Below are 24,067 nucleotides of genomic sequence, written 5' to 3'. Positions count from 1 at the left end.
TAACTAATTATTAGTGTAGTTTAGTGCTAACCATCGAATTGATGGTACAACGTATAATTATAAAATATGAAGTATTCCCCTATGAGAAAATTATTAGTATGTTTGACTCTGTTAGTTACCATATATTCTTGTTCTCAGGATAGTGAAAAAGAGAATGACCCAATAGTGCCAGATGGTAAAGAGGATCCCAAAGACCCTGATCCAAAGGAAGAGCCTGATCCAGAATTAACATGGAAAACTATTCCTGTTCCGGCTGAAGCGGGTACAGGAAAAAAATGGGAATTTCAAGAGGATATTTCCGACGATTTTGAATATGAGTTTGCTGGAGAAAATAGTTTATCAGAATTTGGTAGTGGTAAATGGACAAATTTTTACCATAACACTTGGACAGGACCTGGACCAACTATTTGGAGACATGAAAATGTTACGGTTTCAGATGGTAATTTAAGAGTGTTAACAACTAGAGAAGATGGCGAAACGAAGTCTTATGGTGGGTCAAATGGTACACTTACAGATAAAGCAACTAGACTGGGGTGTGTTACATCAACTAAGAGAGTTATATATCCTGTTTTTGTAGAAGCCAGAGTAAAAGTTGCAAACGCGTTTTTTGCTTCTGATATATGGATGCTAAGTCCCGATGATACCCAAGAAATAGATATATTAGAAACATACGGAGCGCAAAATTCTAGAAATGAACAACAATGGTTTAGTGAAAGATTTCATATAAGTCACCATGTTTTTATAAGGGAGCCTTTTTTAGATTACCAACCTAAAGATGAGAGTACATGGCAAAAAATTGATGGGTACCCGTATACTTCTAGTGACTGGGTTCGTATAGGTGTTTATTGGAAATCACCTACGGATTTAGAGTACTATTTAAATGGAGATTTAATAAAAGTAATGGATAATTTAGATAATGTAGGGAGTAAAGATGGTATAGATCCATTAGGATACACATCGGCTTCTGCCCCCCCTAATACTTCGGACAGAACTGGTTTAAGTAAAGAAATGGATATTATAATAAATACCGAAGTGCAAAACTGGAATGCCGAAGCAGGTAGAATGCCTACGGATGAAGAAATAGCAAATTCACCAGAAGATCATACCTTAAAAGTAGACTGGATTAGAATTTTTAAACTAGTTGATGAAAATTAAAAGAAAGAAAACCATAAAAAAAGCCGTGGTTAAGTTAACTACGGCTTTTTTATGCTCTATGTACTATTATTTTTTGCTTCCGTTTTTTAGTCCTTTACGTACATTTACGTAAAAAGATTTGTAATTTGGGTGTATGGTTAAGTTTATTCCTTCCTTAAAACCGCCATCCTTTGCGAGAACGGATATTCTTTCTAGTTTTATGCCAAATTCATTAACAAGAGAATTAGCAATTGCTTTGCCTTGTTGGGTAGGTAGGTTTAAATCTCCTGTCATACTTAAGCCTTCAATTGTAATTTTTACTTGCGGGTTTGCAGTTAAAATAGCCGCAATCTTACCTATCCAAGGTTTAGAACCCTCTATAAGAACAATAGCAGAGTCTTCTCCAAATAATGAGGTTAAGTCTTTAGAAATAGTAACCATACCGTCCATTACATTTATCTTAGCATCTTCACCTAAAGTTTGCTTGGCATTTGCTAAAACAACCACAGCGGTAGAATCATGACTACTAATAGCATCAGTCATTATTTTCAATTGCGACTCTTTTTCTTCTAAACTGGCTAAAGCTTTAGTTATATTTTCAGAATTTTTATTAGATACTTGCGCAAAACTATTTAAGTTTTTTAAAAGGGTAGAATTTGCGCCTTGTAAGTCTAACACCTGCTTTTCTAACGATTCTGCTTTTGCTGTATTTACTTTTCCTTTTTTAATAGATTTTGCAAGAGCAATATTAGTGGTATCCAATTGTGTTTTTAATGAGTTAATTTCATTAATCAAATCACTTTTTTTTTGCGCATGCAAACAAAGAGAGCTAATAAATAGGATAATCGAAAGGCTAACTTTTAATTTCATTGTGTATTATTTCATAGTCGGAGGATAGCTCCAATATAATTTTTTGCAAAAATAAGGTTTTATAGTGTATTAGTTTTAGTTTCTCCTAAATATGGGCAATCGTACAGAGCTTTTACATTTGTAAAAGGAACTTCCGTTTTTTGATAGCCATAAGTTGTAGCAAGAGTTCTGTTCAAATTAGTATCATCTACATTAACTTGTATATCTTCCATTTTAAATAGACAAGGGTGTTCATAACCTGCGGCATGCGTAATTTCCGAAAACTCTTTTCTAAAAGTTTTAAAGTATTGCGCTAATCTATCTGATTTTAAAGGAACATTAATACCATTTTGCAGCCATTTACTTTGTGTTGCTATTCCGGCAGGGCATCGATTAGTATGGCATATTTGAGCTTGTATGCATCCTATACTCATCATGGCTTCTCTTGCAACATTAATACAATCAACCCCCATAGCAAAAGCCATTGCTGCTTTAGCAGGAAAACCTAATTTTCCACTTCCAATAAATACTATTCTATCTGTAAGTTTTCTTTCTAAAAATACTTTGTATAAACTAGAAAAACCGTAAACCCACGGAAGAGAAACATGATCCGCAAAACTTGGAGGAGCGGCACCTGTGCCCCCTTCACCACCATCTACAGCGATAAAGTCAGGACCTTTTCCTGTTTTTACCATAATATCGGCAAGTTCCTCCCATTGGTCCAATTTACCAATTGCCCCTTTAATACCAACAGGTAGCCCAGTTTCATTGGCAATAGTTTCTATCAATTCCATTAATTCCTTTACGTTACTAAACGCTTTGTGGGTGGCAGGAGAAAGTACATCTTTTCCTATTTCTACTCCTCGTATTTCTGCAATTTCTGAGGTTATTTTAGCACCTGGTAAAACGCCTCCTTTTCCTGGTTTAGCTCCTTGAGAAAGTTTTATTTCTACAGCCTTTATACAAGGATTTTCTTCCACTAGTATTTTGAGTTTTTCAATTGAAAAATTACCATCCTTAGAACGAACTCCAAAATACCCAGTTCCAAAATGAAAAACAACATCTCCACCTTGTTTGTGGTAAGGAGAAAGTCCGCCTTCCCCAGTATTATGATATGCCCCTGCTTTGTGAACCCCTTTGTTTAATGCCTCTACAGCAGCAGCTGAAAGAGAGCCAAAACTCATAGCAGAAACATTAATAACAGAAGCTGGTCTGTAAGGCTTTTTTCTTTTGTTATATGCACCTATAACTTTGGCACAAGGCATAAAAGATTTATCCGTAGCATTTGGATGGTCTTTTGGAACCTCATAAGCCATCATTTGATTTTTTATAAAAATATGCTGATGTGCGTAAAGATCTCTATCAGAGCCAAAACCTTCATAGTTGTTTTCTTTTTTAGCAGATGCATAAATCCAACCTCTTTCTATTCTGTTAAAGGGTAGTTCTTCTCTATTATTCGCAACAAAATATTGCCTCATTTCTGGGCCTATACTTTCTAGCCAATATCTAAGATGCCCTACTACAGGAAAATTGTGTTTAATGGTATGTGCACGTTGTATAAAAATATCCCAAAGAGCAACTAAGAAAATAAAAACAAGAAGCCACATCCACCAAGATATTGCAGATAAAAAATCAAAAATTAAATCCATAAATTATTTTATTTATTCAAGTAATCCAAACTCATTTGTGTTAAGGTTTTTACCCCTAGCAAAAGCCCACTATCATCAATTTTAAAATCTGGGGTATGGTGCGGAAAAGATTCGGTGCTTCCAGGTGTCATTCCACCTAAGAAAAAATAAAAACCAGGAACTTCTCTTTGGAAATAAGAAAAATCTTCTCCGCCAGTAACGGCTTTTTGGAGCTTTACGTTTTCTGCACCTGCAATATACTGCATTGTAGGAAGCATTTGCTTAACTAATGCATGATCGTTAAAAGTAATGTCTGTAGCATCTTCAATGTCAATAGTAGCAGATCCTCCATAGGCTTTTGCTATATCTGCTACCATCTCTGCCATTCTTTTATTTATGTGTTCTTTCATTCCGTAATCTAGAGTACGGATGGTACCAATCATTTCAGCACTTTCAGGAATAATATTAAATCGAACTCCACTTTTAATTTTTCCAACAGTAATAACTGCAGCTTCATTGGTTAAATTAGACTCTCTGCTAATTATAGTTTGTAAGCCATCTATAATTTTAGCACTAATTAAAATGGGGTCTATGCCAGACCATGGTTGTGATCCATGACTTTGTTTTCCTTTAACTTTTATGATAAACCTTTGGGTCGCAGCCATAATTCCTCCGGATTTATAACGAATTTCTCCAACAGGAGTTTGCGAATTTATGTGTAAACCAAATATAGCGTCCACATCAGGGCTTTTTAAAACCCCTTGTTTAACCATTAACAATGCGCCACCTTCTTCTCCTGGAGGGGCACCTTCTTCGGCAGGTTGAAAAATGAATTTTACGGAACCTTTTATCTTGTCTTTGTTTTTAGATAACACCTCGGCTACACCCATTAAAATAGCGGTATGAGTGTCATGTCCACAAGCATGCATAACGCCTGTTTTTTCACCTAAAAACTCAGAAGTTACTGTTGATTTATAGGGTAAATCATTTCTTTCCGTAACGGGCAACGCGTCGATGTCTGCTCTAAGGGCAACTACTTTTCCTGGTAAATCCCCTTTTAAAAGTCCAACAACACCCGTGTGGGCAACTTTAGTTTGTACTTCCATTCCTAAAGATTTTAAATGTTTTTCAATCTTTTCAGCAGTTTTAAATTCTCGATTAGAGAGTTCTGGATTTTGGTGAAAATGTCTTCTCCAATCAATAACTTTTTTTTCAATATCCGCATAATCTTGTTCCATAGCAGATTCTTGAGAATATACAAATGAACTAAGCGCTAGAATAGCTAGTGTTGCAATTTTTTTCATTTTGTGTAGTTATTAAAAATTAATTAGTCTGTAATTTTGATTTTGTAATTGTACTATAGCTGTCATTGCCGATAATGAAAGTTGTACTTCAGGAATTAAGTCTTTCTTTACTAGTCCTTTATAGGTAGCAGATTGTCCGCATAAAATAATTTGAACTCCAGCATTGAGTAAAGCTTTATTTAGTTTTTCGTTAGGATTCGCGATGCCATACTTTTTTTTATAGGCTTCACTATTCATAACATCTTTAAAAGCGGAACCATGAATAACTACTGCTACTTTCATTTTATTTATAGAAATTCCGTTTTGAGCATGCATGTTTAAAAAACGAGCAGCAGTTTCTATCCATTTATTGACTTTATCTTTTTTTTCTGGACTTTTTGACACATCAAATACTACATGAAAATTTTGTAGTTTATTTATTTCGAAATCTTGATTATTGACCTTATATACTTTTCCAAAACCTGTAATAATAGGCCCATCTATTGCTATTTGCGCATGAGCTACTATTCCTAAAAACAGAGTAATTAATAACAAGTAATAAGAATTTGCACGGTTAAAAAGTAGCATGATTAAGAATTAGTTTTTGTAATTAAAAATTAGAACTTTTAAATATATTCAAATTAGAAGAATATTTCTTCGAAACCCGTTTTTTTGTTCATAATTAATATATTGATTTTTATTTAAACATTGCATTTATAGTTAAATTCACAGTTCTAAAATTCGGTAAAGATTTGAGTAGTTTTATAGATGGTTTAAATGATGCGCAAAAAGCGCCTGTATTGCATAAGGATGGACCAATGATTGTTATTGCTGGTGCTGGTTCAGGAAAAACACGTGTACTTACTTTTAGGATAGCACATTTAATGGCTCAAGGAGTAGATTCCTTTAATATTTTGGCACTTACTTTTACTAATAAGGCTGCTCGCGAAATGAAAGCTAGGATTGCTAGTATTGTGGGGAATGCAGATGCAAAAAACTTATGGATGGGTACTTTTCACTCCGTTTTTGCAAAGCTGTTAAGGATTGATGGTAGTAAGTTAGGCTATCCTGCAAATTTCACAATATATGATACTCAAGACTCTCAAAGATTAATTGCTACAATTATTAAGGAGTTAGGGTTAGATAAGGATATATATAAGTATAAACAAGTACAAAGTAGAATCTCTTCTTATAAAAATAGTCTAATTACAGTAAAGGCTTATATGAACAATCCAGAGTTGATAGAAGCTGATGCAATGGCTAAACGACCTAGGTTGGGAGAAATTTATCAACAATATGTAGACCGTTGTTTTAAAGCAGGAGCAATGGATTTCGATGATTTATTATTACGAACCAATGAGCTTTTGAATAGATTTCCTGAAGTTTTGATGAAATATCAGGAGCGATTTAAATATATTTTGGTAGATGAGTACCAAGATACAAACCATTCGCAATACTTAATTATTAAAGCACTTTCAGATAGATATCAAAATATATGTGTTGTAGGGGATGATGCACAAAGTATCTATTCTTTTAGAGGAGCGAATATTAGTAATATTCTAAACTTTCAAAAAGATTACGATAATGTAATTATGTATCGATTAGAGCAAAATTATAGATCTACAAAAAACATTGTTAATGCCGCGAATTCCGTGATATCTAACAACAAAACCCAGTTAGACAAAGTTGTTTGGACAGATAATGATGAAGGTCCTGCTATTAAGGTGCATCGTAGCATTACAGATGCTGAAGAAGGTCGTTTTGTTGCAGGTTCTATTTTCGAAAACAAAATGCAGCATCAGCTTAAAAATGGAGAGTTTGTAATTTTATATAGAACTAATTCTCAGTCCAGAGCTATGGAGGATGCTCTTAGAAAAAGAGATATCCCGTATCGGATTTACGGAGGCCTATCTTTTTATCAGCGAAAGGAAATAAAAGATGTTTTAGGGTATTTAAGATTAGTAATAAACCCAAAAGATGAGGAAGCTTTAAAGCGTGTAATTAATTTCCCAGCAAGAGGTATTGGACAGACCACAATAGACAAGTTAGTTGTTGCAGCAAACCATTATGGCCGTTCTATATTTGAAGTAATTCAAAATTTAGATAAAATAAACCTTAAAATTAATGGAGGTACCAAAAGAAAGCTGGAAGACTTTATAACCATGATTCAGAGTTTTCAGATTATGAATGAAACTACCGATGCTTTTACTTTAGCAGAACATGTGGCTAAAAAAGCAGGGGTTCTTTTAGAGTTTAAAAAGGACGGTACTCCAGAAGGTATTGCTCGAATGGAGAATATAGAAGAGTTACTTAATGGGATTAAAGATTTTGTAGAAGGGCAGAAAGAATTAGACGGGGCAACAGGAAATATTGGTGAATTTATAGAAGATGTTGCTCTTGCAACCGATTTAGATAATGATCCAGGAGATGATGATAGAGTGGCCTTAATGACAATACATATGTCTAAAGGATTAGAGTTTCCTTATGTGTATATAGTTGGTATGGAGGAAGATTTGTTTCCCTCAGGAATGAGTATGAATACACGTAGTGAACTCGAGGAAGAGAGAAGATTGTTTTATGTAGCATTAACAAGAGCAGAGAAACAAGCCTATTTAACCTATACACAAAATAGATATCGTTGGGGTAAGTTAATAGATGCAGAACCCAGTAGATTTATAGAAGAGATAGACGAAAAGTATATAGAAAATTTAACGCCAGTAGATAGCGGGTACCGCTATAAATCTTTTGTAGATACGGATATTTTTGGAGAAGTGGATAAGAGTAAACTTAGACAAGAAAAGCCAAAAAGAGGAACGCCACCTTTAGTTAGTAAGCCTACCGAAAATCAATTACGAAAATTGCGTAAAATAAAACCAGAATTGTCCACCCCAGTTGGCAATACAAATGTAATAGACCCTGGACTTTCTGTTGGAGCATTAGTAAATCACACCCGTTTCGGAAGAGGAAAAGTTTTAAATTTAGAAGGAGTAGGCAGCGACCGTAAGGCGGAAATTCAATTTGATAAAGGCGACATTAAGAAGTTGCTATTGCGTTTTGCTAAGTTAGAAGTGTTGTAGTTAATTCGTGGTTTTTATTGCTATTACTGAAATAGATTACTTTTGTAGCACATTAGAAGTGAAATTTTTATGGCAGATTTTGTAAAGATTTATGAAGAAAACCCAAACCCGAAACAAATAAAACAAGTTGTAGATGTTTTGCGTAAAGGAGGTGTAGTCATTTATCCTACCGATACAGTATACGGATTAGGTTGTGATATAACCAACACTAAGGCTTTAGAAAGGATAGCAAGGATTAAAGGAGTAAAATTGGCGAAAGCAAATTGGTCTTTTGTATGTGCAGATTTAAGTAATATGTCTGACTATGTTAGGCAGATAGATACCGCTACCTTTAAAATACTAAAAAGAGCCTTGCCGGGACCGTATACTTTTATATTGCCAGGAAATAATAATTTACCTAAAGATTTTAAGAAGAAAAAAACAGTCGGAATTAGAGTTCCAGATAATGCTATCGCAAGAGTTTTAGTAGAAGAATTAGGAAACCCAATAGTGTCTACATCTATTAGGGATGAAGATGAATTATTAGAATATACCACAGATCCCGAACTAATTTATGAAAAGTGGAATAATATGGTCGATATCGTTATTGATGGCGGTTATGGAGGTAATATAGGGTCTACTATTATAGATTTATCCGATGGCAAGGTAGAAGTAATGAGAGAAGGAAAAGGAAGTTTAGATATTTTTTAGTGTAGTTACAGTAATAGAGTTTTATGAAAATAAAAAAAGCAGCCAATTGGCTGCTTTTACGTATATAATACCTTAAGAATTATTTTCCGCCAATTGCAGGATCTTTCATTCCTTCTTCAATCATACTATAAAATTGATCAATTTTAGGAAGAACAACAATTCTAGTTCTTCTGTTTCTAGATTTTTCCGTAGTAGATAAAGGAACAAACTCAGCTCTACCAGCAGCAGTCATTCTCTTAGGGTCTACGTTGTAGTCTTTTTGAAGAACGCGAACTACCGCTGTAGCACGTTTTACACTTAAATCCCAGTTGTCAATTAAAACACCGCTTCTGTAAGGTACATCGTCTGTGTGCCCTTCTACCATAAATTCAAAATCAGGTTTGTTGTTTACTACTTGAGCAACTTTTCCTAAAACTTTTTTTGCTTTTGAAGTAATATTGTAACTACCGCTACTGAATAATAATTTATCAGATATAGAAACAAATACAACCCCTTTTTCAACGCTAATTTCAATGTCTTCATCATCTAAATTACCTAGAACACCTTTTAAACTTTGGACTAAGGAAAGGTTTACAGAATCTCTTCTAGTAATTGCGTTATTTAATTTTCTAATCGTTAAATCTTTCTCTTGCAAACTTTCTAAGGACTTCTCTAAATTTTCAGCGCCTTTTGTAGTAAGGGTAGTTAAATTACCCATATTATTTATTAACTCTTGGTTGTTGGCTTTTAAGAAAGCATTTTGGTCTTCTAACGTTTTTATTTTGGCATTATCTTCTAAACAATCGTTTAATTTTACGGTTGCAGAGTTTAATAAATCTTGAGTTTCTTTAGCTTTTGCTTCTAATTCCGCATATTTTTTTTGTGATACGCATGATGATAACAAAAGAGTTACTCCTAAACATCCTAAAATGACTTTTTTCATAGTGTTAAAACTTATATTATATATTCTAAAATTACTTTAATTTAACTGACTTTATCCATCAAAATTATGGAATTAGACTCGGCTCATCCCTGTATTTTAGTTAATCTTTTACTAAAATGTTAAATTTACCTATCTGATGTACGAAATGAGACCAGACTATGGACTTCGTTGTATAGTATTTTTCTATAAAATTTTTCTTTTCTCTTTTTTTATACATTTTTCTAAAATTCTTATAAAAACTAAAATGCGCCTTTATTATGGCTAAAAAATGTCTGGGCTTTAATTGAAAAAGGAAACGTATTCCTGCAATACCATCTAATAAAAGTCTAATAAATATAATTAACGCGGCCTTTCGTCTAGGCAAGTTTTTTGTAATAGAGAAAAGAGAATTCCTAAAGTTTAAATATGTTTTTTTTGGGTTCATATTACTCAAAGTAGAACCACCTAAATGATAAACCTTAGAAGTACCAACATAAAAAACTTTATGACCTATATTTTTTGCTCTCCAACACAAATCTACTTCTTCCTGGTGCGCAAAATAATCTTCATCGAAACCATTTAGCTCATGAAAAACGGAGCTTTTAATGAACATGCATGCGCCGGTAGCCCAGAATATTTCCTGAATGTCATTATATTGTCCTTCATCTTTTTCTAAAGCTTGGAATATTCTTCCACGACAAAAGGGATATCCTAATTGGTCAATAAAACCACCTGCAGCTCCGGCATACTCAAAGTACTCCTTACGCATATGGTCTAATATTTTCGGTTGTATTATAGATGCATTTGGTAATGTCTCAAAAGCTGATAACACTGGTGAAATCCATTCAGAGGTAACTTTTACATCCGAATTTAATAAACAATAAATATCAGCTTCTACATGTTTTAATGCATCATTGTATCCTTTGGCAAACCCACCATTAGTTGTATTCTGGATAATTTTAACGGTAGGATAGTTGTTTTTTAGGAATGTAATGGAGCTATCCGTAGAGGCATTATCGGCAACATAAATATCTGCGCCCGCTGAATGTTCCATGACAGATGGTAAGTACTTTTCTAGAAGAACTTCTCCATTCCAATTTAATATGATAACTGCTACTTTCAAAACGATGCAAATTAACGGCTAAAATCAGGAATTTTCCTCAAAAAGGTATATTTTTCTTTTTCAAAATCCATTTCACAATACAAATGCTGTAATCCGTTAGTAACCATAAGGTAGTTGGCATTGAGTTGTAAGTTGTATTGCGCTATTTGATCAAAAGTATTTTGTGTAATTTTTATTTGTGGAGCTTTACATTCCACTAAAATATGAATTGTGCCATCTGTATTGAAGACTACAATATCATATCTTTTTTTTAAGTTGTTGATTGTTAGTTGCTTTTCTACATTTATTAGGCTTGTAGGGTATTTTTTTTCTTCTATGAGATAATGAACAACATGCTGACGTACCCATTCTTCGGGTTGTAATTGCACAAATTTTTTGCGTATTACATCAAAAATTTGGACCTTATTTTCGCTATTTTTGAAGCGGAACTTATATTCCTTAAATTGTAAAGGTAGCATTCCGCAAATTTGATGATTTTTTTTGAATGGAAGAAGTAAAACAAATAGTATCAGATATAAAAGAAGGTAATATAAAACCTATCTACTTTTTGTTTGGAGAAGAGCCTTATTATATAGATAGAATATCGGAGTACATTGAAAAAAATGTCCTAACAGAAGAGGAGAGGGGCTTTAATCAAATGGTGCTTTATGGTAAGGATGTAAGTGTTGAGGATATTGTTAGTAATGCTAAGAGATATCCTATGATGGCACAATACCAAGTAGTTGTTATTAAGGAGGCTCAACATTTATCTCGGAGTATTGAGCAGTTGGTTAGTTATGTGAAAAACCCTCAAAATACCACTGTTTTAGTAGTATGCTATAAATATAAAAAGTTAGACAAAAGAAAGAACCTTTATAAAGAAATAAAGAAACAAGGGGTGATTTTTGAAAGTAAAAAACTATTTGAAAATCAAGTTTCAGATTGGCTTAGAAAAGTTCTTCGCTCTAGTGGTTACAGTATTTCTCATAAAGCTGCGATTTTATTAGTGGATTATCTGGGAACAGATTTAAGTAAAATAAGTAATGAACTAGAAAAACTAAAATTAGCTTTACCAAAGAATACCGAAATTACTCCGGTACATATTGAGGAGCATATAGGAATAAGTAAGGATTACAATAATTTTGAACTAAAAAAAGCAATAGGTCAACGTAACGTTTTAAAGGCAACTAGAATTATTAATTATTTTGCTCAAAACCCTAAAGATAATCCGTTTATTTTAACAATAACCCTATTAAATTCTTTCTTTACTCAACTTTTGCAGTATCATGGATTAAAAGACCATTCTCCGAAAAATGTAGCAAGTAAGTTGCGTATTAACCCATACTTTGTTGGGGAGTTTCAAACTGCCGCAAAGAACTATCCTATGCGCAAGGTAAGTCAAATAGTTTCTCATTTAAGAGAAATGGACTTAAAAGGAAAAGGAGTAGGAGCCAATGCAGCTTCTCCCTCTGATTTATTAAAAGAATTATTAGTAAAAATTATTTAGGAAATAAAAGAACCCTAATGTTTAGTTTACATTAATTTAGGAAAATCTGCAGGATTTGCTTCATGCATTAACTCATACGCAGCCTCAAATATATCTTCTGCATTTGGTTTGGAGAAATAGTCTCCATCTGTTCCGTAAGCCGGCCTGTGCGCTTTTCCTGATAAAGTAACTGGTTGACTGTCTAAGTAATTGTAGCCACCTTGTTTGTTAACTATTTCATCTAATAAATAGGCAGAGCATCCACCAGGAACATCTTCGTCAATAATTAAAAGTCTGTTGGTTTTTTGAAGACTTTTTACAACATCATGTTTAATATCAAAGGGTAATAAGGTTTGGGCATCAATAACTTCGGCATCTATCCCAACCTCAATAAGTTCTTTGGCTGCATGTTGTACAATACGCAATGTAGAACCATAAGACAGTAACGTTATATCGGTTCCTTCCTTTATTGTTTCTACAACACCAATAGGAACACAAAATTCACCTAAATTATTCGGTTTAGGTTCTTTTAATCTATAGCCATTTAAGCTCTCAATGACAAGGGCAGGTTCATCGGTTTTCATCAATGTATTGTAAAAACCAGCTGCTTGTGTCATGTTTCTTGGTGTTAGAATATACATACCTCTTAAAAGATGTATTAATCCACCCATTTGCGACCCAGAATGCCAAATACCTTCTAATCTATGACCTCTAGTTCTTACTATTAAAGGTGCTTTTTGCTTTCCAAAAGTTCGGTATAGCATACACGCCAAATCATCTGTTAATGTAGGTAGTGCATAAAAAATATAATCTAAATACTGTATTTCTGCAATAGGGCGTAAGCCTCGTAAAGCCATACCTACACCTTGCCCTATTATGGTTGTTTCTCGTATACCTGTATCTGCAATACGCAATTCGCCGTATTTTTCTTGAAGTCCTTCTAAGCCTTGGTTTACATCACCTATATTACCAGTGTCTTCCCCAAAAATTAAGGCCTCGGGGTAATTTTCAAAAAGAACATTAAAATTTTCTCTTAAAATTACTCTACCATCTATTAATTCAGGGTTTTGATCGTATGTAGGGTTTACAATAGGAATATTTGTTGCTTTTGTATCATTTTCGCTATACAAGTGAGCACTAAACTTATTCTGAGAATCTTCTAAATAAGACTTTGTCCAATTAATTAAAGCTTGTTTCTCTGGAGTTTGTTCTCCTAATAAATAACGCAAAGTTTTTCGTGCGCTAGTTGCTAAATCTTTTTTAATGGGTTCCTCTATAGCAATGAGGTCATTTTTTATTTTGGTAATAAAAACTTTGTTATGGCTTTTGGTTGCTGCTTTCTCTAAAAGAGAAGCCAATTCTCTTTTGGACTTAATATGAGTGTTTAAATGTTCTGCCCAAGCTTCTTTTTTAGCAAGACTTACTGTTCTTTTTATTTTTTTTTCTAAAAGAGCCAATTCTTCTTCTGTAGCAATCCCAGATTCTAAAATCCATTCTTTAAAACGTTTGTTGCAATCATTTTCTCTTTCCCATTCTAAACGCTCTTCACTTTTATATCTCTCATGAGAACCAGAAGAGGAATGACCTTGGGGTTGTGTTAATTCTGTTACATGAATTAGAACAGGAACATGTTCTGATCTGGCTATATCCGATGCGTTTTCATATGCATGCATTAAAGCGGTGTAATCCCATCCATTAACTTTAAGAAGTTCAAAACCTTTTTCATCATTGTTTCTTTGAAAACCGCTAAGAATTTTAGATATATCTTCCTTCGTAGTGTGGTGTTTTGCTGGTACAGAAATACCATACTCATCATCCCATACACTGATTACCATTGGAACCTGTAAAACACCAGCAGCATTAATGGTTTCAAAGAACATTCCTTCGCTTGTACTTGCGTTGCCAATGGTTCCCCAAGCTACTTCATTTCCGTTCTTAGAGAATTTAGTAGCGTCTATCCCTTTTACATTTCTATATATTTTTGATGCTTGGGCTAATCCTAATAATCTAGGCATTTGACCCGCTGTGCACGAAATATCTGCACTGCTATTTTTTTGTTCTGTTAAATTTTTCCAAGATCCATCTTCATTTAAACTATAAGTAAGAAAATGCCCTCCCATTTGTCTACCGGCACTCATGGGTTCTTTATCTATATCAGTAGTAGCATAAAGACCATGAAAAAAGTCTTTTGGTTGAAGCAAACCAAGGGCCATCATAAAGGTCTGATCTCTGTAATAACCACTTCTAAAATCTCCATTTTTAAAGGATCTGGCCATTGCCAATTGAGGAAGTTCTTTGCCATCTCCAAAAATTCCGAACTTTGCTTTCCCAGTAAGCACTTCTTTTCGACCAATTAAACTACATGTTCTGCTTAAAAACGCAGTTTCGTAATCTTGTAAAATTTGACCTCTAAAATCTTGAAAAGAAATGTCGTTACTCGTTTTAGCAGATATATCCATATAAAATCACGATTTTTACAAAAATACCGAAACATTAAGAATAAAGCAATGTATTTTACAAATAATTTATTACGCAATAATCAAAAAAACGAGAAAATCTTCGAATTATATTTATTTTAATAAGTGTTTTATAGTTTTAATTTACGAATAATTCAAATTAAAACCATTTTCTTGTAAATAGCCCAATAAGTGTTTTTGGACTGATAGTTACAATAAAACGAATTCTTTCTTCATAGTTAGGCTGAGAAATTTCCCATCCATTGTTTGAGTATACTGGAAAGTATAATTCAAAGTAATCCGTTACCAAATTAAGACGCACTCCAGCATCATATACAAACCTTTCTTTTAGGCCTTTGTTTTTTAATAAACCGGCATCGCCATATACTTCAATCCACTTCCATAAATTAATGCTAGTATTCATGGTTGTCATCCAATCATTTGCATAGGGATTCTGTAGTTTAGATTTAAAACCGCCTTCTGCAATTATTATTTGTTGACTGTACAAGCCAGAGTCTTCTGAGCGACCAAGATAATTATAATCAAAAAGATAATCCGTGGGCCTATCTAATGCAAAACTGTAAAAGTTTGGATTATTATAATTTGTCGTTTTGTTTCTTAAAAATTTACCCGCGAAAAACCTTAAATTAAATTGTCTGTTATTCTGAAATAGTTTTCGGTATTCCCATTCAAAAACTAATTTAGAAAAATCACTAGAATGCTGGGCGTCTAAAAACCAGGAGGAATAATCTATTATTCCATTATTAGAGTTTATATAACGAGCGTTTAAAACACTGTAATCTGGTGGAGTTTCAAAGTCCCCCAATCTTTCGTCTTTGTTTCTAAAAACGTTGACATACCTAAAACTTAAAAATTCTCTTTTATTAGACCGTAAGTTATCTGGTTTCCAACCAAAGCTTATAGCCGGAGTTATTGTTGAATATCTAGAATTTTCTTGAAAATGAAAGCTGGAACCTCTTAAGGAATAATTCGCAACGTATAATCCACTTTTGCTTAATAGCTTTTGGTAAGAGACTCTACCATAGCCTACAAAAGCTTTTTCTCTGAACGAATAAGACGGAGCAAAATCATATACAAAAGGTTTTTTTAACAAGGTTTTGTTATATAGTCGCATTCCTGGAGCCCAACCATCATAGATATTAAAACTTAATATAGGGACATAAAATACTTGGTTGTAATAAGGATTTTCAGCGTCCTTAAAAAATTGAAATTTTAATTTCTTATTCCCTGCTAAGAAACCTTTTAAGGACTTCCAATTATCCCTTTGGTTAAACTCTGGTATTTTTTTGTCGTAATTTAATACCAATCGGTCCTCTTCTTTTTTTGGAATAATAAAAGTTTTTTCATCTTTAATATCTTTAAACCAATACCTAGAAACAACGGAATCCTTTTTAAGACCAAAAACAGAAATGGGAACATTGGTTCCTTCTTTGTTTTTTAAAGTAACAATAAGCGAATCTTTCCGCTTTTCAACATTTTTAATTTTAAAATCTATTCTCCGATCAGTAGAAACATATTCATCGAAAAACCAGTTTATATCGGTATTTGTAGACCGTTTAAGAATAGACTCAAAATCTAAAACCTTAACCGTATTACTTTGGTAATATTTGTAAAAGGTCTTTATACTTTGGTCTATTTTTTCTTTTCCTATATATGCGCCTAGGTAAGTTAATCCTTGGCCTGCTTTATATTTATTGGCTATTTTTTGATTAAACTTTATTAAGGAATCGTTGGGTGTTGTTAGTGACTGATCTAGGTTTTTTCTGGCCGTTACATTATATAAAAATGGATATTGATCATTAAAATCCATTTTTGCTAAATTAAAACTACGTATACCCCATATTTTGGAAAGTTTTCCCAGTAATTTTTGATCCGGATAGTGCTGTTCTACATAGGAAATTAATAGGTAGTTGGCTATAGCTTCATTAACCCACTGATTTTTTCTTGGGTCTAAAAAAATAGTTTCTTTTAAAATACTGTTTAAAGCTGTTTTTAAAAATTTCATTTCAAATTGAAACTGCTCCTCATATGGTCGGATAAACGATGGCAATTGGTTTATGCCGTATAATGGACTTTTGTTATAATCTATTTGACTAACTAATAATTGGGGGTGCGGGTATTCTCCTAAATTTTCATTAATAAATTTAGCTACATTATTAATAGAAATGCCTTGAACAATGCTATTGTATTTAGGAGCTTCTATATCCGATACAATAGTCATGTATGGGGTTACGTGTGTTGTAAATCTTTTATTCGGGTTTAGGAGAATTTCACAACTTTTTTGTTTAGAACCTTTTAATTGTGCTAATTGTCTTGTAGGGAATTTAGAATTTCCTAATACATGATAGTTAGTGGTTAAATATAAGTTATCTGGGTAGTTAAAATTAACTGTAGTTTTCGTAACATCCGTATACAAATCCTCCAGATTTTTGTTAGAATACAAATGCCATTTGCCGTTGTATACAGAAGGAGTTAAATACCAGTCTTTTAAGTAATAGTCTCCTTTGTTGCTGTAGCCGTACGAAGTAAATTTATTTACAGGTAATTTAACTTTATAGGTTATAAACAACGTAACAGATTCATTAGGAAGTAGAGGGGAGTTCAGCCGGAATTTTAAAATGTCGGCACTTTTTTCTCGTTTCCAATGTAGCCCTCTATAATCATTATCTACTGCAGTTAATATTTCTGTATAACCCCGTTCGCTGTCCTTTGCTAAATGAAGACTTTTTTTAAATTCCTCGGCGAAGCGTTTTGCTAAACCAGTGTTTTTATTGGAATATGCATGTGCCCAATCATTAAAATATAAAAAACCTAACGAATAGCTAGAATTGTTTTGATATACAAACTCCTGTTGTATATGTAATTCTTTAGTTTCCTCATTTAAATTTACAGTAATATTGTTTGTATGCTGTCCTTGGGCAACATACATACCAATTATGCCGTAAATAAAGCAAAATATTTTTCTAATGTTTAGGGGTGTACGCAATTAGATATTTTAAAAATTAGGACTAAGAGAACGACCCTTATAAAAGGAATCTATAATAGCAACTACTTCTTCTTCTGTATCTACTATTTTTATTAAATCTAAATCGTTAGGGCTAATATTTCCTTCGGTTAGCATAGTGTTCTTTACCCATTCTATTAAACCAGTCCAAAACTGGCTTCCTACTAAAATAATCGGAAATTTTTCTATTTTGTTGGTTTGTATAAGAGTTATGGCTTCAAAAAGCTCATCTAAGGTACCAAAGCCGCCTGGCATTACAACAAAACCTTGCGAATATTTTACGAACATTACTTTGCGAACAAAGAAGTAATCAAAATCTAAACTTTTATCTCCGTCTATGTATGGGTTGTCGTGCTGTTCAAACGGTAAATCAATATTAAGACCTACGGAAGTTCCTCCAGCCAAATGAGCTCCTCTGTTACCAGCTTCCATAATTCCTGGACCACCACCTGTTATTACGCCGTAACCAGCTTCCGCGATACTCTTAGCTATACTGGTTGCTAATTGATAGTATTTATTATCTTCTTTAGTTCTTGCAGAGCCAAAAATAGAAACGCATGGACCTATTTTGCTCATTTTTTCAAAACCGTTTACAAATTCGCCCATTATTTTAAATAGAGCCCAAGAGTCGTTCGTTTTTATTTCATTCCAGCCTTTAGGATGTTGTTCTTTTCTCATATTTTTTTAACTATATATTTTATATAACGGTTTATAAACCTAATTCTTTTCTTAAAAATTGTGCAGTATAGCTTTTTTTATCTTTGCAAACTTGTTCAGGTGTTCCTTTGGATACGACCATTCCTCCATTTCTACCACCCTCATAACCAATATCTATGATATAATCCACCATTTTAATAACATCTAAATTGTGTTCAATTACTAATACGGTATTACCTTTGTCTGCTAATTTGTTTAAAACTTCCATTAAAACTCTAATATCTTCAAAATGAAGACCAGTAGTGGGTTCATCTAATATATAAAATGTGTTCCCTGTATCTCTTTTAGATAGTTCGGTGGCAAGCTTTATACGTTGTGCTTCTCCACCAGATAAAGTGGTGGATTGCTGTCCTAGGGAAATGTAACCTAAACCAACATCTTGTATGGTTTTTAGTTTTCTGTATATTTTAGGTATAGGGGAAAAGAAATCAACCGCTTCATCAATCGTCATTTCCAGAACATCAGCAATGGATTTACCTTTGTAGCGTACTTCTAAAGTTTCTCTATTAAAACGTTTGCCATTACAGGTTTCACATTCTACATAGATGTCCGGCAAAAAGTTCATTTCAATAACTTTAAGTCCACCACCTTGACAAGTTTCGCAACGCCCCCCCTTTACATTAAAACTAAATCTTCCAGGTTTGTATCCACGAATAGAAGCTTCCGTTGTTTTTGTGAATAAAGACCGTATTTCACTAAAAACGCCTGTGTATGTTGCTGGATTGGACCTTGGAGTTCTGCCTATTGGAGATTGGTTAATGTCTATGACTTTATCAATGTGTTCTAGACCCGTTATTTTTTTATAAGGCATTGGAACTTTTACGCCATTAAAATAATGGGCATTCATAATAGGGTATAAAGTCTCATTAATGAGTGTAGATTTTCCACTACCAGAAACACCTGTTACACCTAGCATTTGACCCAAAGGAAATTCGACGTCTATATTTTTAAGATTGTTTCCTGAGCAACCTTTGAGTTGTATTTTTTTTCCATTACCCTTTCTACGTTTTTTAGGAACCGCAATTTCTATTTTACCTGTGATATAATCGGCAGTAAGAGTATGGTGGTTTTTTAGTTGATCTGGAGTTCCTTCGGAAATTATTTGCCCACCATGTTTTCCGGCTTTGGGGCCAATATCAATAACGTGGTCTGCTCTTTCTATCATATCTCTATCATGTTCTACAACAATTACAGAGTTTCCAATATCTCTTAAAGATTCTAGAGACTTTATAAGACGAACATTATCCCTTTGGTGCAAGCCAATACTTGGTTCATCTAATATATATAAAACTCCTACTAATTGGGAGCCTATTTGAGTAGCTAAACGTATTCTCTGCGCTTCACCGCCTGAAAGAGTTTTAGAGCTTCTGTTTAAAGAAAGGTAGTCTAAACCAACATCTAAAAGAAACTGGACTCTAGTTTTGATTTCTTTAATAATCTCATCAGCAATGATTAGTTGATTTGCTTCTAATTTTTTTGTTAATCCTTTAAAGAATTTTGCTAAATCGGAAATATCTAGATTAGAAAGTTCGGATATGTTTTTCTCGTTTATTTTGAAGTTTAATGATTCTTTTCGTAGCCGAGAACCATCGCAAGTTGGACATTCAATTTGGTCCATATATTCTTTAGCCCATCTTTTTATAGAAGTGGATTCGGCTTCTTTGAACTGACTTTTAATGAAGTTAGAAATACCTTCATAGTCTATTTTATAGTTCCGTTTTACGCCTAATGTTTTAGATTCAACCTCAAAACTTTCTTTGCCCCCGTGCAAAAGGATTTCCAAGGCATCTTCTGGTAGCTTGTTTATGGGGTCAGTAATTTTAAAATTATAACGCTGAGCAATAGTGTCAATTTGTTTAAAAGCCCAAGAGTTTTTGTATGGGCCAAGAGGGGCAATGCCACCTTCTTTTATAGATAATTTTTTATCTGGAAATATTTTGGTTTCATTAACCTCAAAAACATGCCCTAGACCGCTACAGTATTTACACATTCCTTTAGGGGAATTAAAGGAAAATGTATTTGGTTCGGGGGATGGATACGAAATTCCAGAAGTAGGACACATTAAGTCTCGGCTAAAATAACGAGGTTCTGCTTGGCCTTCTTCTAAAACCATTAAAACATTTTCGCCGCTATACATAGCAGTGTTAATAGTTTCCGTAAGTCTTTTATCTAAATCGGTCGATTCATTAATTTTAAGACGGTCAACTACAATTTCAATATCATGAGTTTTGTAGCGATCTACTTTCATGCCCTTTACAATATCCTTTATTTCTCCATCTACCCGAACCTTAACAAAACCTTGTTTAGCTATTTGTTCAAAAAGTTCTCGGTAATGGCCTTTACGAGATTTAATTATAGGAGATAAAATAGAAATTTTCTTATCCGCATAATCTAGCTGTATTAATTCCTTAATTTGATTGTCGTTATAACTAACCATTTTTTCTCCAGTTACATAGCTGTATGCATCACCAGCTCTGGCAAAAAGAAGTCGCAAAAAATCATAGACTTCTGTGATAGTGCCTACTGTAGATCGTGGAGATTTAGAAGTTGTTTTTTGTTCAATTGCTATGACAGGGGATAGGCCATCTATTTTGTCCACATCAGGACGTTCCAAGCCTCCTAGGAATTGACGGGCATATGCCGAGAATGTTTCTATGTATCTACGTTGTCCTTCGGCATAAATAGTATCAAAAGCTAGGGAAGATTTGCCACTACCAGATAAACCAGTGATTACAACTAATTTTTCTCTGGGTATAGTAACATCAATATTTTTTAGGTTATGCGCCCTAGCACCTTTAACTTCAATATTTTCCTCGTAGTTTATCATTTTTATAGCAAAGTTGCAAAGTTACTGTTTTGGCAATTAATAAAGAAGGTGCCTTAATTTAGATTTTTGTTAATTCCTTGTATAGTTATAAATTCGCCTTTTAAAATAATGTACATATAAAAATGAAGATTTTAGGAATAGGGTCAAGAATACACCATAAAGAGTATGGTAAAGGTGTGGTTACTAACGTTACCTCATCATTGTATTGGGTAACATTTATAGATGCTGGCTTAGAAACCATTTCTATAGATGCTAATTTTGAGGTTATTGAAGCTGTAGAGGATGAAGTGGATAGCATTAGTTTTTCTGAGGTTGAGCAGTCTTTAGTTTCTATATTACGAAAATGGAGTGATGCTTCTTCTGTTAGCCCGATAGCGGATAAATGGAAAAAAGGAACTTTAATTTTGCAACCTGGAGATATTAATCTTGCTAATAAAGAAATTCCTATTGCTACTTTTTTTCATAAAATTGTAATGGTCAGAGATAGAATTAGGGTCATGGAGCAAAAAATCAACTCTAGTAAAAATTTGGACGACCAAGAGAAGGTAGATTTGCAACAGTATTTAACAAGAATTTATGGTAGCTTAACCACATTTAATGTTTTGTTTAATAATAAAAGTGACCACTTTGTGGGAGATAAAAGCAAGTAAGTCGCTTATTAAATAGCAATGTTTTTAACATTTATATCACTTAAAGTATTAAATGAACTTTCATTATGCAATTTATTTAACACCAGTGTATTTATATCATTTAATTGAAAGTAATTGTTTAACTCTGGTATTTTTTTAGTTTTACCAATATTATTGTTTGTTTTATACTCCAATATTTGGTTTGTATTTATTGAGATAGTTTCAATGCCGAATGTATTATAATAAATACCATAGTTTCTTTTTACATCATATATTAACCAAAATTTTGAGTTATGTCTTGTCCTAAAGTATTTGGATATCAGAGGTAAGACATCGTTATTTGGAGAAATATTTGAAAATAGAATTTGGTCCTTGGACAATTGAAATTCAATAGATTTTTCTAAATATTTTTTCTCTTTTGCAACCCTAAGAGCAGTATTTTCCAATTTAATTTGAATGACAATGGAATAGCCAATTTGAGATGCTATATATGGGTTAAAGAGATTTTTTATATATAAATAAAGCTGGTTCTCTATATTTTTATTTTCACTTAGAAAGGCAAAATAAATGTTTTTAATGGCTGCGTTATTTTTATTCTGTATTGTTTTCCAAACATTTTGAGCTTTTCTCATGTCTGTAAAAATAATGGATGAGTTAGAAAATATTCCAGATGGTTTGTCACCTTTTTTTTGAATTATAATACCACTTTTATTTGTTTCAAATGCATAATAAATTGCCGTTAAAAACCCATTAAAGCTCCCGTCGTAAATTAATGTTTTGGTTTCTTCCATAATTAATTGAATAAGGATAATTGAATTGCTTTTGTACTTATAGTCTTTTTATTTAATCGAGTACGGTCGTTTTTTGGAATATTTCCAAATCCGAAGTTTCTTTTATTCTTTCTTGGAATTACTTTCATAAATGTATCCTCATCGCTTATTGCTGCTATTGCGTATATTTTAGAGTGTAGTTCTTCAAAAATCATAATACCTATTTCTGTAATTAATCCAAAAATATGGAATAATTCCTAATTATGGAAATAATCCATAAATATTTTTGGAAATAATCCTAATTACGTATATTTGAATTATGGAAAATGAGGCTATTTTAAAACGTTTTACCGATTTAAGAAGAGAATTGGGTTTTACACAATCTGAGTTTGCTAAACAAATAGGAGTATCCAACACTACAGCGGATATAGAAAGGGGTAGAACAAAATTGTCTGGTAAAGTAGTTGTAGAGTTGTTGAAGCAATATAAAATTAATCCATTATGGTTATTCGGGGAAAGTCCACAGCAGTATATAGAAACATCTGCTAGTAGTGTTATTCCCAAAGTGGTTACGGTAGATTCTTCGGAGAATGATAATATGGTTCTTGTAAACGCTAAGGCAGCTGCGGGTTATCCCCAGAATATAGAGGATACCAGCTGGTATAAAGAGTTACCTGCTTTTGATTTGCCCTTACCGGAGTTTAGAAACGCTACTTATAGGGGCTTCCAGGTAGAAGGGGATAGCATGTTACCTAATTTAAAATCTGGAGAATGGGTATTGGCTAAGGCTACAGAAAGTATAGAGGATATAAATCCTAATAAAATATACGTTGTGGTATTACAAGATGCTGTTTTAGTTAAGAAAGTAATTAGAAAGCCTAATTCAGATAATGTAACCTTAGTATCTTTGAACGAATCCTATCCTCCTTATGATATTGAGCCTTTTCAAATCCAAGAGATATGGGAAGTGAATAGCAAAATAACCTTTGGTGTAGATGCTACTACTGAAAAAGGGTTGCTAAAACAACTACAAGAATCTATGGAAGAGTTAAAGAGTCAGATGAAAAAGGTAAATAGCTAAAATTTACTTATAAATGCATTTGTAAGAAGTGTCTACGCTTACTTTTACATGAAAAGATTCATTGGCTTCTACTTCAAACATTTCATAGGGCTTGTAAGTTTTCCATTCTGTACTTCCCGGTAATTGTACCTCCATTATACCTGAGATTACGGTCATGTATTCTTTAGAATTGGTGCCAAAAGTGTATTCTCCAGGCGCCATAACACCCACTGTAGCTTTCCCTTCATCAGAATCAAATGCAATAGAAAGTACTTTGTCATCAAAATAAGAATTGGTTTTAAACATTTTATTAATTTTTACGTGAAAGACAAAAGTATATAGAATTTCTATTAGAAAAGTATGATTAACAAAGGAGTTAAATTTTGTGTTTTACTTAATAATTAACTTTTAAATATTGCCAGCTTGGAGGCAA

General features: G+C 33.2%; 20 protein-coding genes. 6 read left to right on the top strand and 14 right to left on the bottom strand.

From position 1 onward, the window contains the following. The first annotated feature begins 81 nt into the window (after positions 1-81). Positions 82-1,155, top strand: coding sequence for a beta-agarase (locus Q0856_RS11760; protein WP_298505222.1), 1,074 nt, complete (start codon positions 82-84; stop codon positions 1,153-1,155). A 66-nt stretch (positions 1,156-1,221) separates the two neighbouring features. Here Q0856_RS11760 and Q0856_RS11755 read toward each other — a convergent pair whose 3' ends face one another. Genes Q0856_RS11755 through Q0856_RS11740 form a run of 4 tightly spaced genes read right to left on the bottom strand, consistent with a single transcriptional unit; the run spans position 1,222 to position 5,482 of the window. Further along, positions 1,222-2,004: a hypothetical protein gene (locus Q0856_RS11755; RefSeq protein WP_298505220.1), complete on the bottom strand. Its 783-nt coding sequence runs from the start codon at positions 2,002-2,004 to the stop codon at positions 1,222-1,224. 59 nt (positions 2,005-2,063) lie between these two features. Then, positions 2,064-3,632, bottom strand: coding sequence for an FMN-binding glutamate synthase family protein (locus tag Q0856_RS11750; RefSeq protein WP_298505217.1), 1,569 nt, complete (start codon positions 3,630-3,632; stop codon positions 2,064-2,066). A gap of 8 nt (positions 3,633-3,640) precedes the next feature. Continuing rightward, positions 3,641-4,915, bottom strand: a complete 1,275-nt coding sequence (locus Q0856_RS11745) for an amidohydrolase (RefSeq protein ID WP_298505214.1) — start codon at positions 4,913-4,915, stop codon at positions 3,641-3,643. 12 nt (positions 4,916-4,927) lie between these two features. Next, complete coding sequence (locus tag Q0856_RS11740; protein ID WP_298505211.1) at positions 4,928-5,482, bottom strand: DsrE family protein; 555 nt, start codon at positions 5,480-5,482, stop codon at positions 4,928-4,930. 164 nt (positions 5,483-5,646) lie between these two features. On the opposite strand from Q0856_RS11740, the gene Q0856_RS11735 reads away from it, so the two are divergent. Together Q0856_RS11735 and Q0856_RS11730 are read left to right on the top strand one after the other, a co-directional pair. Next, entirely contained in the window at positions 5,647-7,971 is a 2,325-nt protein-coding gene (locus tag Q0856_RS11735) for a UvrD-helicase domain-containing protein (protein ID WP_298505210.1), read from the top strand. Positions 7,972-8,040: 69 nt separating this feature from the next. Next, positions 8,041-8,661: an L-threonylcarbamoyladenylate synthase gene (locus Q0856_RS11730; RefSeq protein WP_298505207.1), complete on the top strand. Its 621-nt coding sequence runs from the start codon at positions 8,041-8,043 to the stop codon at positions 8,659-8,661. Positions 8,662-8,740: 79 nt separating this feature from the next. Here Q0856_RS11730 and Q0856_RS11725 read toward each other — a convergent pair whose 3' ends face one another. The 3 genes from Q0856_RS11725 to Q0856_RS11715 form a co-directional block, all read right to left on the bottom strand. Then, positions 8,741-9,583 carry an OmpA family protein gene (locus Q0856_RS11725; protein WP_298475786.1) on the bottom strand — a complete coding sequence of 281 codons (843 nt, stop codon included), beginning with the start codon at positions 9,581-9,583 and terminating at the stop codon, positions 8,741-8,743. Positions 9,584-9,683: 100 nt separating this feature from the next. Further along, complete coding sequence (locus tag Q0856_RS11720) at positions 9,684-10,685, bottom strand: glycosyltransferase family 2 protein (protein WP_298475783.1); 1,002 nt, start codon at positions 10,683-10,685, stop codon at positions 9,684-9,686. 11 nt (positions 10,686-10,696) lie between these two features. Continuing rightward, positions 10,697-11,143: a type I restriction enzyme HsdR N-terminal domain-containing protein gene (locus Q0856_RS11715; protein WP_298505204.1), complete on the bottom strand. Its 447-nt coding sequence runs from the start codon at positions 11,141-11,143 to the stop codon at positions 10,697-10,699. Between the two features lie 26 nt (positions 11,144-11,169). On the opposite strand from Q0856_RS11715, the gene holA reads away from it, so the two are divergent. Further along, a complete protein-coding gene (gene holA / locus Q0856_RS11710) occupies positions 11,170-12,171 on the top strand; it encodes a DNA polymerase III subunit delta (RefSeq protein ID WP_298505202.1) in 1,002 nt (333 codons plus the stop codon). Between the two features lie 26 nt (positions 12,172-12,197). Here holA and Q0856_RS11705 read toward each other — a convergent pair whose 3' ends face one another. The 4 genes from Q0856_RS11705 to uvrA form a co-directional block, all read right to left on the bottom strand. After that, complete coding sequence (locus Q0856_RS11705) at positions 12,198-14,609, bottom strand: alpha-ketoacid dehydrogenase subunit alpha/beta (RefSeq protein ID WP_298505200.1); 2,412 nt, start codon at positions 14,607-14,609, stop codon at positions 12,198-12,200. 157 nt (positions 14,610-14,766) lie between these two features. Beyond that, a complete protein-coding gene (locus Q0856_RS11700) occupies positions 14,767-17,613 on the bottom strand; it encodes a metalloprotease (protein WP_366139610.1) in 2,847 nt (948 codons plus the stop codon). A gap of 9 nt (positions 17,614-17,622) precedes the next feature. Beyond that, complete coding sequence (locus Q0856_RS11695; protein WP_298475771.1) at positions 17,623-18,309, bottom strand: TIGR00730 family Rossman fold protein; 687 nt, start codon at positions 18,307-18,309, stop codon at positions 17,623-17,625. Between the two features lie 31 nt (positions 18,310-18,340). Continuing rightward, a complete protein-coding gene (uvrA, locus tag Q0856_RS11690; RefSeq protein WP_298505199.1) occupies positions 18,341-21,175 on the bottom strand; it encodes an excinuclease ABC subunit UvrA in 2,835 nt (944 codons plus the stop codon). Between the two features lie 122 nt (positions 21,176-21,297). Here uvrA and Q0856_RS11685 point away from each other — a divergent pair, with 122 nt between their 5' ends. Next, positions 21,298-21,825 (top strand): hypothetical protein, encoded by a 528-nt coding sequence (locus tag Q0856_RS11685; protein ID WP_298505197.1) that lies wholly within the window; start codon positions 21,298-21,300, stop codon positions 21,823-21,825. 8 nt (positions 21,826-21,833) lie between these two features. Here the strand turns inward: Q0856_RS11685 and Q0856_RS11680 are convergent, their stop codons facing one another. Together Q0856_RS11680 and Q0856_RS11675 are read right to left on the bottom strand one after the other, a co-directional pair. Next, entirely contained in the window at positions 21,834-22,595 is a 762-nt protein-coding gene (locus Q0856_RS11680) for a TIGR03915 family putative DNA repair protein (RefSeq protein ID WP_298505194.1), read from the bottom strand. A gap of 2 nt (positions 22,596-22,597) precedes the next feature. After that, on the bottom strand, positions 22,598-22,789 hold the full coding sequence (locus tag Q0856_RS11675; RefSeq protein ID WP_298505191.1) for a hypothetical protein: 192 nt from the start codon (positions 22,787-22,789) through the stop codon (positions 22,598-22,600). A 104-nt stretch (positions 22,790-22,893) separates the two neighbouring features. Here Q0856_RS11675 and Q0856_RS11670 point away from each other — a divergent pair, with 104 nt between their 5' ends. Next, a complete protein-coding gene (locus Q0856_RS11670; protein WP_298475756.1) occupies positions 22,894-23,655 on the top strand; it encodes a LexA family transcriptional regulator in 762 nt (253 codons plus the stop codon). Between the two features lie 3 nt (positions 23,656-23,658). On the opposite strand, the gene Q0856_RS11665 is transcribed toward Q0856_RS11670, so the two are convergent. Further along, positions 23,659-23,940, bottom strand: a complete 282-nt coding sequence (locus tag Q0856_RS11665) for a pyrimidine/purine nucleoside phosphorylase (RefSeq protein ID WP_298475753.1) — start codon at positions 23,938-23,940, stop codon at positions 23,659-23,661. Between the last annotated feature and the right edge of the window lie 127 nt (positions 23,941-24,067).

Source organism: uncultured Maribacter sp., from assembly GCF_947496775.1.
Taxonomy (GTDB): Bacteria; Bacteroidota; Bacteroidia; order Flavobacteriales; family Flavobacteriaceae; genus Maribacter_B.
The sequence above is the reverse complement of the archived record's forward strand: the minus strand, read 5'-3'. Positions and strand labels throughout refer to the sequence as shown.

Coding starts and splice junctions, on each gene's coding strand:
- Q0856_RS11760 (WP_298505222.1), top strand. CDS start 82: ATGAGAAAATTATTAGTATGTTTGACTCTGTTAGTTACCATATATTCT.
- Q0856_RS11755 (WP_298505220.1), bottom strand. CDS start 2,004: ATGAAATTAAAAGTTAGCCTTTCGATTATCCTATTTATTAGCTCTCTT.
- Q0856_RS11750 (WP_298505217.1), bottom strand. CDS start 3,632: ATGGATTTAATTTTTGATTTTTTATCTGCAATATCTTGGTGGATGTGG.
- Q0856_RS11745 (WP_298505214.1), bottom strand. CDS start 4,915: ATGAAAAAAATTGCAACACTAGCTATTCTAGCGCTTAGTTCATTTGTA.
- Q0856_RS11740 (WP_298505211.1), bottom strand. CDS start 5,482: ATGCTACTTTTTAACCGTGCAAATTCTTATTACTTGTTATTAATTACT.
- Q0856_RS11730 (WP_298505207.1), top strand. CDS start 8,041: ATGGCAGATTTTGTAAAGATTTATGAAGAAAACCCAAACCCGAAACAA.
- Q0856_RS11725 (WP_298475786.1), bottom strand. CDS start 9,583: ATGAAAAAAGTCATTTTAGGATGTTTAGGAGTAACTCTTTTGTTATCA.
- Q0856_RS11715 (WP_298505204.1), bottom strand. CDS start 11,143: ATGCTACCTTTACAATTTAAGGAATATAAGTTCCGCTTCAAAAATAGC.
- holA (WP_298505202.1), top strand. CDS start 11,170: ATGGAAGAAGTAAAACAAATAGTATCAGATATAAAAGAAGGTAATATA.
- Q0856_RS11705 (WP_298505200.1), bottom strand. CDS start 14,609: ATGGATATATCTGCTAAAACGAGTAACGACATTTCTTTTCAAGATTTT.
- Q0856_RS11695 (WP_298475771.1), bottom strand. CDS start 18,309: ATGAGAAAAGAACAACATCCTAAAGGCTGGAATGAAATAAAAACGAAC.
- uvrA (WP_298505199.1), bottom strand. CDS start 21,175: ATGATAAACTACGAGGAAAATATTGAAGTTAAAGGTGCTAGGGCGCAT.
- Q0856_RS11685 (WP_298505197.1), top strand. CDS start 21,298: ATGAAGATTTTAGGAATAGGGTCAAGAATACACCATAAAGAGTATGGT.
- Q0856_RS11680 (WP_298505194.1), bottom strand. CDS start 22,595: ATGGAAGAAACCAAAACATTAATTTACGACGGGAGCTTTAATGGGTTT.
- Q0856_RS11675 (WP_298505191.1), bottom strand. CDS start 22,789: ATGATTTTTGAAGAACTACACTCTAAAATATACGCAATAGCAGCAATA.
- Q0856_RS11670 (WP_298475756.1), top strand. CDS start 22,894: ATGGAAAATGAGGCTATTTTAAAACGTTTTACCGATTTAAGAAGAGAA.
- Q0856_RS11665 (WP_298475753.1), bottom strand. CDS start 23,940: ATGTTTAAAACCAATTCTTATTTTGATGACAAAGTACTTTCTATTGCA.